This window comes from Leifsonia sp. 22587, from assembly GCF_052044215.1.
GTDB classification, from domain to species: Bacteria; Actinomycetota; Actinomycetes; order Actinomycetales; family Microbacteriaceae; genus Leifsonia; species Leifsonia shinshuensis_C.
The window spans coordinates 133,082-147,505 of record NZ_JBQENB010000002.1; the positions used below are offsets into that span (position 1 = coordinate 133,082).

Annotated in this window: 15 protein-coding genes; 5 read left to right on the forward strand and 10 right to left on the reverse strand. The window is 72.0% G+C overall.

The genetic code is table 11. The annotated features are described in order from the left end of the window. The first annotated feature begins 1 nt into the window (after position 1). The gene (locus tag ACTJI1_RS08645; RefSeq protein ID WP_440742310.1) at positions 2–1,798 is read left to right on the forward strand and encodes a gamma-glutamyltransferase family protein; all 1,797 of its coding nucleotides are present in this window, start codon (positions 2–4) and stop codon (positions 1,796–1,798) included. Between the two features lie 10 nt (positions 1,799–1,808). Here ACTJI1_RS08645 and ACTJI1_RS08650 read toward each other — a convergent pair whose 3' ends face one another. Further along, the gene (locus ACTJI1_RS08650; RefSeq protein WP_440742311.1) at positions 1,809–3,188 is read right to left on the reverse strand and encodes a pyridoxal phosphate-dependent decarboxylase family protein; all 1,380 of its coding nucleotides are present in this window, start codon (positions 3,186–3,188) and stop codon (positions 1,809–1,811) included. A gap of 43 nt (positions 3,189–3,231) precedes the next feature. Further along, complete coding sequence (locus ACTJI1_RS08655) at positions 3,232–4,662, reverse strand: amidase (RefSeq protein ID WP_440742312.1); 1,431 nt, start codon at positions 4,660–4,662, stop codon at positions 3,232–3,234. A 235-nt stretch (positions 4,663–4,897) separates the two neighbouring features. On the opposite strand from ACTJI1_RS08655, the gene ACTJI1_RS08660 reads away from it, so the two are divergent. Next, on the forward strand, positions 4,898–5,233 hold the full coding sequence (locus ACTJI1_RS08660) for a DMT family transporter (protein ID WP_440742313.1): 336 nt from the start codon (positions 4,898–4,900) through the stop codon (positions 5,231–5,233). Positions 5,234–5,252: 19 nt separating this feature from the next. On the opposite strand, the gene ACTJI1_RS08665 is transcribed toward ACTJI1_RS08660, so the two are convergent. The 6 genes from ACTJI1_RS08665 to ACTJI1_RS08690 all read right to left on the reverse strand — a co-directional run bounded on the left by ACTJI1_RS08665 (position 5,253) and on the right by ACTJI1_RS08690 (position 9,073). Beyond that, positions 5,253–5,483: a hypothetical protein gene (locus ACTJI1_RS08665; protein ID WP_310127981.1), complete on the reverse strand. Its 231-nt coding sequence runs from the start codon at positions 5,481–5,483 to the stop codon at positions 5,253–5,255. Beyond that, the gene (locus ACTJI1_RS08670; protein ID WP_440742314.1) at positions 5,483–6,034 is read right to left on the reverse strand and encodes a DUF2781 domain-containing protein; all 552 of its coding nucleotides are present in this window, start codon (positions 6,032–6,034) and stop codon (positions 5,483–5,485) included. The genes ACTJI1_RS08665 and ACTJI1_RS08670 overlap by 1 nt, the downstream gene beginning before the upstream one ends. 19 nt (positions 6,035–6,053) lie before the next feature. Next, entirely contained in the window at positions 6,054–7,121 is a 1,068-nt protein-coding gene (locus ACTJI1_RS08675) for a hypothetical protein (protein WP_440742315.1), read from the reverse strand. Positions 7,122–7,209: 88 nt separating this feature from the next. Next, entirely contained in the window at positions 7,210–7,788 is a 579-nt protein-coding gene (locus tag ACTJI1_RS08680; protein ID WP_440742316.1) for an N-acetyltransferase family protein, read from the reverse strand. A gap of 63 nt (positions 7,789–7,851) precedes the next feature. Continuing rightward, positions 7,852–8,544 carry a uracil-DNA glycosylase gene (locus ACTJI1_RS08685; protein ID WP_310127976.1) on the reverse strand — a complete coding sequence of 231 codons (693 nt, stop codon included), beginning with the start codon at positions 8,542–8,544 and terminating at the stop codon, positions 7,852–7,854. 7 nt (positions 8,545–8,551) lie between these two features. After that, positions 8,552–9,073 carry a phosphoribosyltransferase gene (locus tag ACTJI1_RS08690; RefSeq protein ID WP_310127975.1) on the reverse strand — a complete coding sequence of 174 codons (522 nt, stop codon included), beginning with the start codon at positions 9,071–9,073 and terminating at the stop codon, positions 8,552–8,554. Between the two features lie 42 nt (positions 9,074–9,115). Here ACTJI1_RS08690 and ACTJI1_RS08695 point away from each other — a divergent pair, with 42 nt between their 5' ends. Together ACTJI1_RS08695 and ACTJI1_RS08700 are read left to right on the forward strand one after the other, a co-directional pair. Further along, positions 9,116–10,576: an MFS transporter gene (locus ACTJI1_RS08695; protein ID WP_440742317.1), complete on the forward strand. Its 1,461-nt coding sequence runs from the start codon at positions 9,116–9,118 to the stop codon at positions 10,574–10,576. Positions 10,577–11,147: 571 nt separating this feature from the next. Continuing rightward, entirely contained in the window at positions 11,148–11,369 is a 222-nt protein-coding gene (locus ACTJI1_RS08700) for an aminoglycoside adenylyltransferase domain-containing protein (protein WP_440742318.1), read from the forward strand. Between the two features lie 12 nt (positions 11,370–11,381). On the opposite strand, the gene ACTJI1_RS08705 is transcribed toward ACTJI1_RS08700, so the two are convergent. Both ACTJI1_RS08705 and ACTJI1_RS08710 read right to left on the reverse strand, forming a co-directional pair. Further along, on the reverse strand, positions 11,382–12,152 hold the full coding sequence (locus tag ACTJI1_RS08705) for a potassium channel family protein (protein ID WP_310127968.1): 771 nt from the start codon (positions 12,150–12,152) through the stop codon (positions 11,382–11,384). Positions 12,153–12,161: 9 nt separating this feature from the next. After that, positions 12,162–12,935: an SDR family oxidoreductase gene (locus tag ACTJI1_RS08710; protein ID WP_310127967.1), complete on the reverse strand. Its 774-nt coding sequence runs from the start codon at positions 12,933–12,935 to the stop codon at positions 12,162–12,164. 140 nt (positions 12,936–13,075) lie between these two features. Between ACTJI1_RS08710 and ACTJI1_RS08715 the strand changes: the two genes are divergently transcribed. Further along, positions 13,076–14,398 carry a bifunctional o-acetylhomoserine/o-acetylserine sulfhydrylase gene (locus ACTJI1_RS08715; RefSeq protein ID WP_440742319.1) on the forward strand — a complete coding sequence of 441 codons (1,323 nt, stop codon included), beginning with the start codon at positions 13,076–13,078 and terminating at the stop codon, positions 14,396–14,398. Positions 14,399–14,424 lie beyond the last annotated feature (26 nt).

A 14,424-nucleotide genomic window follows, 5' to 3' on the forward strand; every position in this document is an offset into this window, starting at 1 on the left:
CATGGCCTTCACCGCGCCTCCCACCTTCACCACCCGCCCCACCCTGCAGGGCCGGTTCGGGATGTCCGCCTCGACGCATTGGCTGGCGACCGCGGCCGCCCAGGCGGTGCTGGAGCGCGGCGGGAACGCGTTCGACGCGGCGACGGCCGGCGCGTTCGTGCTGCACGTCGTCGAACCGCACCTCAACGGCCCCGGCGGCGACCTGGTCGCGCTGTTCGCCACGGCGGACGACCCGACGCCGGTCGTGCTCTCCGGCCAGGGACCGGCGCCCGCCGGTGCCACGCGGGAGCACTACCTGGCCGAGGGCCTGGAGCTGGTCCCCGGGTCCGGCGCCCTCGCGGCGGCGGTGCCCGGCGCGGTGGATGCGTGGCTGCTGCTGCTGAAGGACCACGGCACCTGGGAGCTGGCGGACGTGCTGGCGTTCGCCATCGACTACGCCGAGCAGGGCCATCCGGTGCTGGAGCGCGTGTGCGCGACCATCCGGACCGTCGCCCCGCTGTTCACCGAGCACTGGCCGACCTCCGCCGAGCGGTGGATGCCGGGCGGCCGCATCCCGGAGCCCGGCGAGCTGGTCGTCGACCCGGCGTACGCGCGGGTGCTGCGCGGGCTGATCGCCGCGGGCTCCGCGGACGGTAGCCGCGAGGACCGCATCGAGGCGGCGCGCACCGAGTGGGCGACCGGGACCGTCGCCCGGGCGGCGGCCGCCTTCGCCCGGACGCCGCACCCGCACTCCGACGGGGCCGACCACGCCGGCGTCATCGCCGAGCCGGACTTCGCCGCGTACCGGGCGCACTACGAGGACGCGGTCACGCTCGACTTCCGCGGCGCGACCATCGCCAAGACGGGCGCCTGGGGTCAGGGGCCGGCGCTGCTGGCGACGCTGGCCATCCTGGACGGCTTCGACGACGAGCGGCTCGACCCGTCCACGGAGCTCGGCGCGCACACCGTCCTGGAAGCCCAGAAACTCGCCTACGCGGATCGCGACGCCTACTTCGGCGACGACCGGGTGCCGGTCGAGACGCTGCTCTCCCCCGGCTACGCCGCCGAGCGACGCGCGCTGATCGGCGAGACAGCGTCGGCCGAGTTCCGGCCGGGTCGTGTCCCGGGCGTCGAGCCGTTCCGGCCGCCGCTGCGCACCGAGTACACGCCTCCGAGCGGTGTCGCGAGCGAGGGCGTCGGCGAGCCGACGGTCTCGCGCTCCGGCGAGACGCGCGGCGACACCTGCCACATCGACGTGGTGGACCGGTGGGGCAACGTCGTCTCGGCCACGCCGTCCGGAGGCTGGCTGCAGTCCTCGCCGACCATCCCGGAGCTCGGCTTCTGCCTGGGCACGCGCCTGCAGATGACCTGGCTCGAGGAGGGCTCCGCCGCAACGCTCGAGCCCGGCAAGCGGCCGCGTACGACGCTGACGCCCACGCTGGTGCTGCGCGACGGCATCCCCGTGACGGCGCTCGGCTCGCCGGGCGGCGACCAGCAGGACCAGTGGCAGCTGCTCTACCTGCTGCGCACGCTGGTCGGCGGCTACACACCGCAGCAGGCGATCGACGCGCCGGCGCTGCACACCACCTCCATCGCCGAGTCGTTCTGGCCGCGCACCTGGGAGCCCGCGGGAGCGGTCGTGGAGGGCCGCCTCGGCGACGAGGTGATCGCGGGGCTGGAGGCGCGCGGCCACCGCGTCACGCGCGCCGGCGACTGGACCCTGGGGCGGCTGAGCTCGGTCGGACGCGACCCGGAGACCGGACTGCTCTCCGCCGCGGCGAACCCGCGGGGGATGCAGGGGTACGCGGCAGGGCGCTGATCCGCCCCGGTCAGCCGGCGGCGTCGACCGCGCGGCGGACGGCGGCGACGGTCCGGCCCGCCTCCTCCGCGTCGGTCAGCCAGTTGCTCACCGAGAACCGCAGGACGGCCCGTCCGTGCCACACCGACGGCGAGGCCAGCGCCTGCCCGTGGGCGAGCAGCGCGGCGCCGACCGCGCGGGTGCGCTCGTCGGCTCCGAACGCCGCGCAGACCTGCGTGTACACGACGTCGTTGAGCACCTCGGCCCCCGGGACCCCCCGGATGCCCTCGGCGATCACCTGCGCCGAGTCGGCCAGCTGCTGCACGAGGCCCGCCACGCCGTCGCGCCCGAGCTGGGCGAGCGTCGCATAGACGGGCACACCGCGCGCGCGGCGGGAGAGCTCCAGCACGCGGTCCGCCGGGTCGGCGACGTCGTCCGATGACGCCAGGTACGCGGCGTGCTGCGCGACCGCGCGGTGCAGCGCTTCGGGATCGGCCACGGCTGCGATCCCGCAGTCGTACGGCACGTTCAGCGTCTTGTGCGCATCCGTCGCCCACGAGTCGGCGCGCTCGAGCCCGGCGGTCAGATGGCGCAGGCCCGGCGCGGCCTCGGCCCACAGCCCGAAGGCGCCGTCGACATGCACCCACGCGCCCGCCTCGTGCGCGATGTCGGTGAGCTCGCCGAGCGGGTCGAAGGCGCCCGAGTGGATGTTCCCCGCCTGCAGGCAGACGATCGCCGGACCGCTCCCTTCGGCGAGCGCCGCGCGCAGGGCGTCCGCCCGCATCCTGCCCTGGTCGTCCGCCTCAACGACCTGCCCTCGGCCCAGACCGGCCACCAGGCCCGAGCTGTCGACGGACCCGTGCCGCTCCGCGCCGACGAGGAAACGGATGCGCGGGCCGCCGGCGAGGCCGCGCTCGGCCGCGTCCCAGCCCGCACGCCGCAGCACCTCATCCCTCGCCGCCACCAGACCGACCAGGCTGGCGACGGTGGCGCCCGTCACGAAGCCGACCTCAGCGGACGACGGCAACCCGAGCAGGTCCGTCAGCCAGGCCGCCGCCAGTTCCTCCGCGGCGACGACCCCCGGAGTCACGGTGCGGAGCCCGGTGTTCTGGTCCCACGCCGAGACGAGCCAGTCGGCCCCGAGCGACACCGGCTGCGCGCCGCCCATCACCCAGCCATGGAAGCGCGGCGACCCGATCCGCATCAGCCCCGGCTCGATCGCCTCGGCCATGCGCTGCAGCACCTCCGGCGCCGAGGGGCCGCGGTCGGGCAGCTCGCGCCCCAACGCATCCTTCACCGCATCGATGTCGGCGGTCGGCGGGATGCGCCCGTCGCGGGTGCCGCCGAGCCACCGCCCGGCGAGCGCGACGGCCTCGTCGAGCGCGGGACCGAACGTCGCCGGATCGCTCACACGGGCATGCTAGCGGCCCGCTGCGGGATGGTGGATGCGGGATTCACCAGACCGGCGGACGGCGCTCCTGCCACCGCACCCGGCGCTCCAGCTGGGTCGCCAGCGACAGCAGCGTCCGCTCGCCGCCCGGCCGTCCGATCAGCTGCACGCCCATCGGCAGACCGTCCGCCGTCTGCGAGATCGGCAGCACGATGGCGGGCAGCCCGGTCACGTTCAGCATCGACGTGAACGGGGTGTACTGCACCTGCTGGGCGAAATTGTGCTCCCCGTCCTCCTGGTCGTACCAGCCGACCGGCCGCGGGGTCATCGCCATCGCGGGCGTCAGCACGGCATCGAACGACGACAACTGCCGGATGAACGAGCGCTCGTAGGCGGTCAGCGCCGCCAGCGCCTCGCTGAGCTCCCGGGCGCTGAGGGCGCGGCCGCGTTCGACCAGCCACGCGGTCAGCGGTTCGAGCAGGTCGAGCACCTCGCCCTCTGCCGGGATGCGCGCGGCGCCCGCCTGCCAGATCGTGCGGAACGCCGGGGCGTAGGTGTCGTCCGGCTCGAGCTCCGCGTCCTCCAGGCCGTGACCCATCGAGTCGAACGCCTCGGCCGCCGTGACCAGCGCATCCATCGCCTCGGGCGCGATCGTGATGTCGTAGGCGCCGTCCCAGGCGGAGGACGTCATCACGCCCAGCTGGAACCGGCCCTCGCCGCGCACGGCCGTGCCGAGGAACGGCCCGTCGTCGTCGTACGGCGCGCGGAGCGTGTAGTGGTGGTCGATGGCGCCGTCGGACCGTCTCGCGATCATCCCGTCGAGCAGCAGGGCGGCGTCCGTCGTCGTCCGTGCGATCGGACCGTCGACCACGAGGCCGGCCAGCGAGGCGATGCCGCTCCCGGCGGGGACCAGCCCGCGCGACGGCTTCAGCCCGACCAGACCGCACGCGGCGGCCGGGATGCGGACGGAACCGCCGCCGTCGGATCCGGGGGCGAACGGGAGCATGCCGGACGCGACGGCGGCCGCCGCTCCCCCGCTGGAGCCTCCGGCGCCGAGTTCCGGGTTCCAGGGGTTCCGCGCGGGCGGCGCCGCGAGCGACTCCGTGTACGCCGGCAGCCCGAACTCCGGGGCGTTCGTCTTGCCGAGGCTGACGGCGCCCGCCGCATCCAGCGTCTCGACGATCTCGTCGCTGGTCTCCGGCACGAAGTCGGCCATCGCCCGCGACCCGAACCCGGTGGGCACGCCCGCGCGCATCCACAGGTCCTTGTCGCCCGAGGGCAGCCCCCACAGCGGAGCGGTCCGCGGCACGCGCTCGGCCACCTCGTCCGCGCGCCGCAGCGCCGCGTCGCGCGTGACCGTGACGAAGGCGCCCAGCTGCGGGTTCAGGCGTTCGATGCGGTCCAGGTAGTGGGAGGCGAGCTCGCGGGGCGACACGCGTCCCGTCTGGAGTTCCTGCCAGAGTTCGAGGGCGGTCAGCTCGTGGAGGTCGGCCATGCGCTCAGGCTATCCGAGGCGGTGGCCGGCTTCGGAGATGTCGATGGGCCACCTGGGCATGGACGTGGCCGGGNGGGAGCTGTGCGCTCCCGGCCACGGTTTGATGCCATCGGCCTCACTCGCCCGGAGCGGTGTCCGCTCCGTTCGACGATGTCGGTGCCCTCACGCTACGACGCTCCGGCCTCCCGGAACGGAACGCCCGGTGAACTCATAGCGGACCGCTAGCGTGTGTCAGGTGCTGGGCTATGTCTTTCTTGCGGTCGCCATCGCGACCGAGGTCGTCGCGACCACGTTCCTCAAGTTCACCGCGGGCGAGAACGCCAAGTGGTGGGCGTTCGTCATCGTCGTCGTGGGTTACGTGGCGTCGTTCTTCGCGCTGTCGCTCGCCCTGGGGCGCGGTGTGCCGCTCGGGATCGCCTACGCGATCTGGTCCGCCGTCGGCGTCGCGGCGATCGCGATCATCTCCTGGGTGTTCTTCAAGGAGTCGCTCACCTGGGTGCAGATCGCCGGCCTCGTCCTGGTGATCGGCGGCGTCGGGCTGCTCGAGCTGGGCGCCAAGCACTCGGCCTAGCGGACGGTGGGTCGGCCGTTCAGGCGGATCCGACGAACGCGGCGAGCGCCTCGTCCAGCGTGCGCGCCGGCGCGATGTACTCGTACACCGCCCCGTCACCAGTCGGCACGTACTCCCCCTCGGTGGTCACCGTGACCGCGCCGAGCAGGCGGCCGCGGCCGAGCTCCGCATCCTCGTCCGGGTACGAGTGGTCGTACACGTCGTAGCGGTCGCCGTCCTCGTAGACGGTCAGGTCTTCCAGCAGCGGCATCAGAACCTCCTCGTGAACGGCAACGGCTTCCGCATCCGGATGAGCAGCAGGAGCGGGACGAGCACGTACGGCCCGTTGTACAGCAGGAACACGACCGGGTTGGGCGTGCGATCGCCGACCGGGCCGAAGAACTCCACCCCGAAGATCGGGATGGCGGTGAGGCTGATGATCATGGTGGCGTAGATCACGGCGAACAGCTGGATCCAGTTGTAGCCCTTCACCAGGCAGACGATCAGCAGCACGTAGAACGGCAGGTAGACGAACGCGCTCGTCCCGGTGATGAAGCGCAGCCAGAGCGGCTCGTGCATGTACAGCGGGTCGTACTGGGACGAGTACGTGTAGTTCCACTGCGCCAGGATGTTCGTCGTCGTGGCCGTCTGCGGGATGCCGAGCGTCGGGATGGCGTCGCTGATGATGCACGTCACGATGAACAGCGAGAACATGACGATGAAGAAGATGTCGACCGGCCGCTTGCGCAGCGGCAGGTTCGCAGGGGCGGCCGGCGCGGCGGCGACCCGGCCCGCCGCGGTCCCGGGGTTCACGGTGCTCACGCGGCGAGCCTAGCGCTCGTCAGCCGGTGAAGCCGACGTTCGCGAGCACCCGTTTCGCGATCGTCACCTGCTCCTCGTCGTTCGCACCGTCGCCCTCCACCTGAACCCAGCCGCCCGCCGCGATCACATCCAGCGTGGTCCCGGAGCGGTAGGCCGAGTCGCCGACGCCTGTCACGTCGACCGCACCGGCGGGTCGCGTCTTCTGCGCGTAGACCGCTCCGCCCGGGAGGACCGCGACGGAGAGTCCGGAGGAATCCTGCGTCGTCCAGGCGCACCAGTACGAATGGACGACGCTGTTGATCCCCAGGGTCGACAGCGCATCCTCACCCCCGTCGGCGCGGACCTCGGACACCTCCGTCCCGATCACGCCGCCGAGGTCGGCCGCGGTGATCAGGCCGTCGCAGTCCTGCGCCCCGCGCAGTGTGCGTCCCGCGGGCTGCCAGAGCGGCGCCGGGGCGGGGAGGGCGCGCACCGCGGGCAGCGCCGCGGCGGAGACCGCCTCGACCCACGCCGACTGCGTGTCGTACGTCGCCGCGCCGTAGTCCCAGACGCCGGCCTTGACCCCGTAATCGCGGGTCAGCGCGAAGAAACCGCAGAACTGGAAGGCGTTCTGCGGGCACATGGAGTATGTGTCCGGTTCGGAGCCGAGCGGCTCATCGAACCCACCGACGTCGATGCCCGCCCGGAAGTCCTCGAACCCTTCGCGGGTGACGCCGGGAACGACGGTCACCCAGCCGTAGAGCTGCTTCTCCGAGACCGGCTGGGACGGGTCGCCCTCGCCCCACATGCACATCAGAGCGCCCGCCCGCTCGTCCGCGTAGAACGCCGGGTTGCGCGGCGTCTCGGTCGTGACCCGGTTCGCAGGGACGCGGAACGCGGCGGCCACGACGGCCGGCGGCACGAGCTGGTCGCACGTCAGCGGCACCCGGGCGGTCGGAGCAGTTGCGGCGGCGGCGGTGGGAGTCGGCGTCGGCGACGCGGTGCGAGTCGACGGTGCGGTCCCAGCCGGTGACGGCGCGGCGCACCCCGTCAGCAACGCGGCGACGACGGTCAGCGCGGCGATGGCGCCGGCTCGGATGCTCTTCATATTCCCCCCTCGGTATGCGTCACGAATCGGACCCTCAGGAGGACGCTAACGCATCGCGAACCCGCGTCGTGCCGCCGTTGCCGAAGCGTTATTTGAGGGACTTCTGCATCAGCACGGTGCCCAGCCAGCGGTCGAACTTGTAGCCGACGCGACCCATGCTGCCGATCTCGGTGAAGCCGAAGTTCTCGTGCATCCGGATGGACGCCTCGGCCCCCTTATCGGCGATGACCGCGATGATCTCCTTGAGCCCCGCGGCCTTCGACCGGTCGATCAGTTCCTGCATCAGCACCGGCCCGAGGCCCTTGCCGGTGGACGCCGCCCCGAGGTAGATCGAGTTCTCCACCGTGAACCGGTAGGCCCGCTTCTGCTTCCACGGCTGGACGAGCGCGTAGCCGAGGATCTGCCCGCTCGGCGACTCGGCGACGATGAACGGCATCCCGAGCTTCGTGAGGTACGCGAACTTGCTCTTCCATTCGCGCAGCGTCATCGCATCCTCGTCGAAGGTCACGGTGCTGTTGGCGACGTAGTGGTTGTAGATCTCGCGCACGTACGGCAGGTCCTCCGGCCGCGCCTCGCGGATCGAGTACTCGAAGGGGGCCTCCGGCGGCTCCGTCTTGCGGAGGTGGCGCGGGAGCACGCGTCGCTCTTGGTATTCCTCTTCCAGCACAGCATCAAGGGTACGTCGCCCGTGTTGCCACGACGTTACGAATGCGCCCTCACGATTGCAGCGTCACGGCTGCAGCGTCCAGTCCACGGGCTTCTCGCCGACCTGCTCCAGCAGGGCGTTCGCGCGCGAGAACGGCCGGGAGCCGAAGAACCCGCGCGATGCGGAGAGCGGGCTCGGGTGCGGCGACTCGATCACCGGGTTGCCGTCGAGCAGCGGCTTCAGGGTGGCGGCGTCCCGTCCCCAGAGAATCGACACGAACGGCCGGCCGCGCGCGACCAGCGAGCGGATGGCGTGCTCGGTCACCGGCTCCCAGCCCTTCCCCCGGTGCGAGGCCGGCTCGCCGGGTCGCACCGTGAGCACGCGGTTGAGCAGCATCACCCCGTTGTCGGCCCACGCGCTGAGGTCGCCGTGCGGCGGCGGCGTCACGCCGAGGTCGTCGCGCAGCTCGCGGTAGATGTTCTGCAGGCTCTTCGGGAGTGGGCGCACGTGGCGCTCGACCGCGAACGACAGCCCGATGGGATGCCCGGGGGTCGGATACGGGTCCTGGCCGACGATCAGCACCCGGACGTCCGCCAGCGGCGCGCGGAACGCCCGCAGCACGGCGTCGCCCGCCGGCAGATAGTGCCGCCCGGCGTTCACCTCTCCGCGCAGGAAGTCGCCCATGTCGGCGATGCGGTCGGCCACCGGTTCCAGCGCCCGGGCCCAGCCGGGATCGATCGAGCCGTCGGCGGCGAGCTCGGTCAGCGTCTTCGCCACAGCCGGGTCAGTGGGTCGCGGCGGTCACCGGCGGCAGGGCCGACCACGGGAAGGTGATCCAGCGGTCGGTGCGGCGCCAGACGAAGTCGGGCTCGAGCACGGTGCGCGGCTTCGAGTAGAGGCAGACGGTGCGCACTTCGGCGCCCGAGGCGGCCATCAGGTCGACGACCATGGCCAGCGTGCGTCCCGAGTCGGACACGTCGTCCACGAGCAGCACCCGCTTCGACTCCAGGGCGGCGGCGTCGAGCATCGGCGGGAGGACGACGGGCTCCGGGAGGCGCGTGTCCACTCCGGTGTAGAACTCGACGTTGAGCGCTCCGCAGGCCTTGATGCCGAGCGCGTAGGAGATCGCCCCGGCGAGCAGCAGGCCGCCGCGGGCGATGGCGACCACCATGTCCGGCTCGTACCCGGACTCGACCACCTCGCCGGCCAGGTGACGGGCCGCCTCGCCGAACTCCAGCCAGCCGAGGACCTCCCGTTCCGTCTCTTCGAGGACGTCTGCTCCGGAATCGTCGAGTTCGCTGGCCATTGCTCTACCGTACCGGGGCCGCGCGGGTGTTAGCATCCGCGCATGACCTCGGAGAAGACGTCGACCCAGCGCCGGGCGACCGTCGCGATCGGCACCACGGCAGCCCTCATCGGATGGCTGGCGCTGGTCGAGCTGACGAGCGGCATCCTGCAGGGGTACTACGTGCCGCTGATCTCCGACATCGTCCGCCATCTCGGCATCCATGACGCCGACTACGACTGGTTCGAGGCGGCCCAGCTCCTGGTCTCCGCGCTCGTCGTGCCCGTGCTCGCCAAGCTCGGCGACATGTTCGGGCACAAGCGCATCCTGCTGGTGGCCACCGCCCTCACTGCGCTGGCCACCTGGGCGCTGGCGTTCTCGGGCGACTTCGTGAGCTACCTGCTCGCCTTCGCGCTGCAGGGCTTCTACGTGGTGTGGCTGCCGCTGGAGGTGGCGCTGATCTTCGACCGCGGACGGCGCAGCGGGACGGCGGCGTCCCGCACCCGGCGCGCAGCAGGGCTGCTCGTCGTCGCGCTGGAGGCCGGGGCGATCCTCGGAGCGGTCGGCGCAGGCCTCCTGTTCGAGGCGCTCGGAGGCAACGTCGCCCTCACGCTGATGGTGCCGGCGGTCGCCGTGACGCTCGTCTTCTTCGCCATCCTGTTCGGCGTCCCCGAATCGGAGCCGGTGGAGGGGCGGACGCTCGACGGTGTGGGCTTCACCCTCCTCGCCCTCGGGCTGCTGCTCATCACGTCGGGCCTCACGTTCCTGCGCCTCAACGGCGTCGGAACCTGGTGGGTCTGGGCGCTCATCCTGCTCGGGGTGCTGACGTTCATCCCGTTCGGCCGGTGGGAGCTGCGGCAGGGCGATCCCGCGATCGACCTGCGCGTGCTGCGTCAGCCGGCGATGTGGCCGGTCCAGCTGACCGCGGGCCTCATCGGGATCAGCCTGCTCGGTGCGCAGGCGCCGCTCAGCACGTACGCCGGTACCGACCCGGCGAACGGCTACGGTCTCGGCCTCTCGGCCGGCCAGCGCAGCATCCTGATCGGCGCCTACCTCATCTCGATGATCGTCGGCGCGCTGCTGTTCCCGCTGGTGTCGTCGTGGCTGACGCCGCGCGTGACACTGATCGGCGCCTCCTTCCTGGTCGCGATCGGGTACCTCCTGTTCCTGCCGTTCCACCAGCAGACCGGGGAGGTGTTCGTCAACATGGCGATCGCGGGCCTCGGCTCGGGCGCGCTCGTCGGCGCGCTCCCCGCCGCCGCGGCCGCCGCCGCCCCGCGCGGGCAGACCGGCGTCGCCACGGCGCTGACGAACACCACCAAGACGATCGGCGGATCGTTCGCCTCCGCGGTGTTCGGCGTGGTGCTGCTGACCGGCGCCGCGACCGTGACCGCCACCGCCGCGAGCCTGTTCGGTTACATGCTCGTCTGGACCATCTGCGGCCTGGGCGCGCTCGTCGCCGCCGTCCTCCTCTTCTTCGTCCCGCGCCTCGCCTTCGCCGACGCCGAACCCTCCTTGGAGTAGCCATGTCCGACCAGCTCCCACCCGCCGTCGCCGAGGCCCTCACCCGGTTCCTCCTGGAGCAGCGCCGGGTGGCGCCCGGGCTGGTCAGCCGCGCGATCGTCACCGGCTCCGCCGTCGCCGGGGACTGGCATGCCGGCGTGAGCGACATCGACGTGGTGTTCGTCGTCACCCGCGACCCGGTCGACGACCTGCCGGCCCTCGCCGAGTTGCACGCCGCCTCCGAGCCGCACATCGACGGCGTGTACCTGACCGAGTCCGAGCTCTCCCGCGGCCCGGACGTGGTCACGACCGCGCCGCAGGTCGTGGAGGGCGTTCTCGTGTCGGAGCTGCCGGGCGCCCAGCTGAGCTGGATCACCTGGCGGGAGCTGGAGTCCGGCGTGCAGGGGGTCGTCGACGGCGGGGACGTGATCTGGTCGCCCACCGCGGACCGCCACCCGCAGGCGGCGGAGGGCGTCGTCGCTTCTCGCGCGACAACCTGCTCGACTACTGGCAGCGCATCGGCGACAGCGCCGAACGCGAGCTCGCCGACCGTCCGGACGACGGGCCCATACGCGCCGAGACCGTGCGCTGGGTGGCCCTCGGCCCGATCCGGCTCGTGGCGACCATCGAGACCGGCGACGTGCTGTCGAAGACGGCCGCTGCGGCCTTCGCCGCCGAGCGCTGGCCCGAGCACGCCGAGCTGCTGGAGCGGGTGGTCCGCGACCGCGCGGGCGAGCGGCAGGAGTTCACCGCCGCCGACGGCCGGGAGGCGCTCACGCTGCTGCGCAAGTGCGTCGCCGTGGCGGAGAGCTGACCGCGGGACGGATCAGCCGGCGGCGCCGGTCTCCTCGCCGCGGTCCGCGGTCCGCTCGTCGGGAGCCTCGTGCACCCGCTGGCCCTCGCGCGCCTCACGCACCTCGCGGGCGTCGCGCATGTCCCGGTCGTGCTGCTCGTGGTGCCGCAGGTGCTGCGTCCGGTCGTTCAGGTAGCTCACGATGGTCGCGCTCGAGGTTCCGACGATGGCGATGCCGCCGATCATGAGGATCACGGCGAGGATGCGGCCGGGGATCGTCACCGGGTAGTAGTCGCCGTAGCCGACGGTCGCCATGGTCACGCACGCCCACCAGACCGAGTCGCCGAAGCTTTTGATGTTGGAGCCCGGGGCGTACCGCTCGACCCGGAACTCGGCGAGCGCGATGACGTAGATGAACATGATCACCGCGGTGCCGGCGATGATCACCACCCGGCGGCGCAGATGCGACGCGGTGTTGCCCCGCAGCGCCCGGACGTGCCGCAGCCCGGTCAGGAGCCGGAACGGCCGCGCCAGCGGGAGGAAGACGCTCAACAGGTCGATCAGCGAATGGCGGACGAAGTCGCCCTTGTGCTCGGCGAGCACCAGACGCACCGCGTAGTCGAGCACGAAGAAGGCCCACACCGCCAGCAGCACCACCAGGAGGCCGATGCGCAGCGCCTGCGGCGGGTGCTCGTCGAGGACACTCCACGAGTACGCGACGAGGAACGCGGCCGACGCCACCAGCGCCGGCCAGGCGGTCGCCCGCTCCCAGCGCTCGCGCTTCGCGTCGTCGGGGATCCTCATCGCATCCCCCTAGCCGCGGACCGTGAGCTCGCCCTTGTGCAGCCGGTACGGCGCCGCCTGGGCGACCGGCTTCACCACGATCAGGTCCAGGTCGACGTGCCGGGGCAGCGTGAGCGCGTGCACGATGGTCTCTGCCACATCCTCGGCCGACAGCGGCTCCGGCACATCCTCGTACACGGCGTCGCGGCGCGCCTTGTCGCCACCGAACCGCACCAGCGAGAACTCCTCCGTCGCCACCATCCCGGGTGCGACCTCGACGACGCGGATGGGCTCGCCGTTCAGCTCCAGCCGCAGCACCTCGGTGAGGGCGTGCTCGGCGAACTTCGCGGCGTTGTACCCGCCGCCGCCCACGTAGGCGGTGAGCCCCGCGATGGAGGTGACCACCGCGATGTCGGCGTGGCCGGACTCCGCCGCTCCCTGCCGCAGCAGCGGGAGAAGGGCGGAGATCACCCGCTTGGTGCCGATGACGTTGATCTCGTACATCCACACCCAGTCGTCGACGCTCGACGCCTCGACCGAGTCGAGGCCATGGGCGCCGCCCGCGTTGTTGACCAGGGCGTGCAGCGGGCCGGTCGACGCCAGGTGGTCGCGCAGTGCATCCACGTCGTCCTGCTTCGTCAGGTCGGCGACGACGTAGGCCGCGCCGGTCTCCTCGGCGAGCGCGCGCAGCCGGTCCTCGCGGCGGGCCACGGCGACCACGTCCCAGCCCTCGGCGCGGAAGGCGCGGACCGTCGCCGCACCGATACCCGAACTCGCTCCCGTCACGACCACACGTCTGCTCATGCCCTCATTGTTACGGGTTACGGCGTGTTTCGGATACGTTGCCCGCCTCCCCCGGCGCGTCTAGCCTGCTGACAACGGCGGTGGCCGACCGCTCGCAGACCCTGCGCTCCATGCGCCCCCAGACCCGAAGGAGAGACGCCATGACCGACGCCGCCGACTGGCAGTTCGAAACCAAGCAGATCCACGCCGGAGCCGCGCCCGACCCCGTGACCAACTCGCGCGCCACGCCGATCTACCAGACCACCTCCTACGTGTTCAACAACGCGGAGCACGCCAAGAACCTGTTCGCGCTGGCCGAGTTCGGCAACATCTACACGCGCATCCAGAACCCGACCCAGGCCGTCGTCGAGGAGCGCGTCGCCGCGCTCGAGGGTGGCACCGGCGCCCTGCTCGTCGCCTCTGGCCAGGCGGCCGAGACGTTCGCCGTGCTGAACATCGCGCAGGCCGGCGACCACATCGTCTCCTCCAGCTCGATCTACGGCGGCACCTACAACCTCTTCAAGTACACGCTCGCGAAGCTCGGCATCGAGACCACGTTCGTCGAGAACCAGGACGACGCCGAGGAGTGGCGCCGCGCGGTCCGCCCGAACACCAAGCTGTTCTTCGCGGAGACCATCGGCAACCCGAAGATCAACATCCTCGACATCGAGCTCGTCGCGGGCGTCGCCCACGAGGCCGGCGTTCCGCTGATCGTCGACAACACGATCGCGACCCCGTACCTGATCCGCCCGTTCGAGTCCGGCGCGGACATCGTCGTGCACTCGGCCACCAAGTTCCTCGGCGGCCACGGCACCGTCATCGGCGGCGTGATCGTCGACGGCGGCAAGTTCGAGTGGTCCAAGAACGTCGAGAAGTTCCCCGGCCTGACCGAGCCCGACCCGTCGTACCACGGCGCGAGCTACACGGCCGCGGTCGGCGACGCTCTGGCCTACATCATCAAGGCGCGCGTGCAGCTGCTCCGCGACCTCGGCGCGGCGATCGCCCCGGCGAGCGCCTGGCAGCTCATCCAGGGCATCGAGACCCTCTCGCTCCGCGTCGAGCGCCACACGCAGAACGCGCAGGAGATCGCGGAGTTCCTCGAGTCGCACCCGGACGTCGCCTCGGTGAACTACTCCGGCCTCCCGACGAGCCCCTGGTACGCGGCCGCCAACAAGTACGCCCCCAAGGGCGTCGGCGCGGTGCTGTCGTTCGAGCTGAAGGGCGGGGTGGATGCGGGCGCAGCGCTCGTCGACAACCTGTCACTGTTCAGCCACCTGGCCAACATCGGCGATGTCCGCAGCCTCGTCATCCACCCGGCGTCGACCACGCACTCGCAGCTGACCCCGGAGCAGCAGCTCACCGCGGGCGTCACCCCGGGTCTCGTGCGCCTCTCCGTGGGCCTCGAGAACGTCGACGACCTGAAGGCCGACCTGTCCGCCGGCCTCGCCGCCGCCCGCTCCGTCGCCGAGGCCGCCCGCGCCTGACCAGCCCCCGTCGAGTACACGAAAAG

Bases quoted from the DNA above. Each gene is read 5' to 3' on its own strand.
- ACTJI1_RS08645 (WP_440742310.1), top strand. From the start codon at position 2: ATGGCCTTCACCGCGCCTCCCACCTTCACCACCCGCCCCACCCTGCAG.
- ACTJI1_RS08655 (WP_440742312.1), bottom strand. From the start codon at position 4,662: ATGGCCGACCTCCACGAGCTGACCGCCCTCGAACTCTGGCAGGAACTC.
- ACTJI1_RS08665 (WP_310127981.1), bottom strand. From the start codon at position 5,483: ATGCCGCTGCTGGAAGACCTGACCGTCTACGAGGACGGCGACCGCTAC.
- ACTJI1_RS08675 (WP_440742315.1), bottom strand. From the start codon at position 7,121: ATGAAGAGCATCCGAGCCGGCGCCATCGCCGCGCTGACCGTCGTCGCC.
- ACTJI1_RS08690 (WP_310127975.1), bottom strand. From the start codon at position 9,073: ATGGCCAGCGAACTCGACGATTCCGGAGCAGACGTCCTCGAAGAGACG.
- ACTJI1_RS08695 (WP_440742317.1), top strand. From the start codon at position 9,116: ATGACCTCGGAGAAGACGTCGACCCAGCGCCGGGCGACCGTCGCGATC.
- ACTJI1_RS08705 (WP_310127968.1), bottom strand. From the start codon at position 12,152: ATGAGGATCCCCGACGACGCGAAGCGCGAGCGCTGGGAGCGGGCGACC.
- ACTJI1_RS08710 (WP_310127967.1), bottom strand. From the start codon at position 12,935: ATGAGCAGACGTGTGGTCGTGACGGGAGCGAGTTCGGGTATCGGTGCG.
- ACTJI1_RS08715 (WP_440742319.1), top strand. From the start codon at position 13,076: ATGACCGACGCCGCCGACTGGCAGTTCGAAACCAAGCAGATCCACGCC.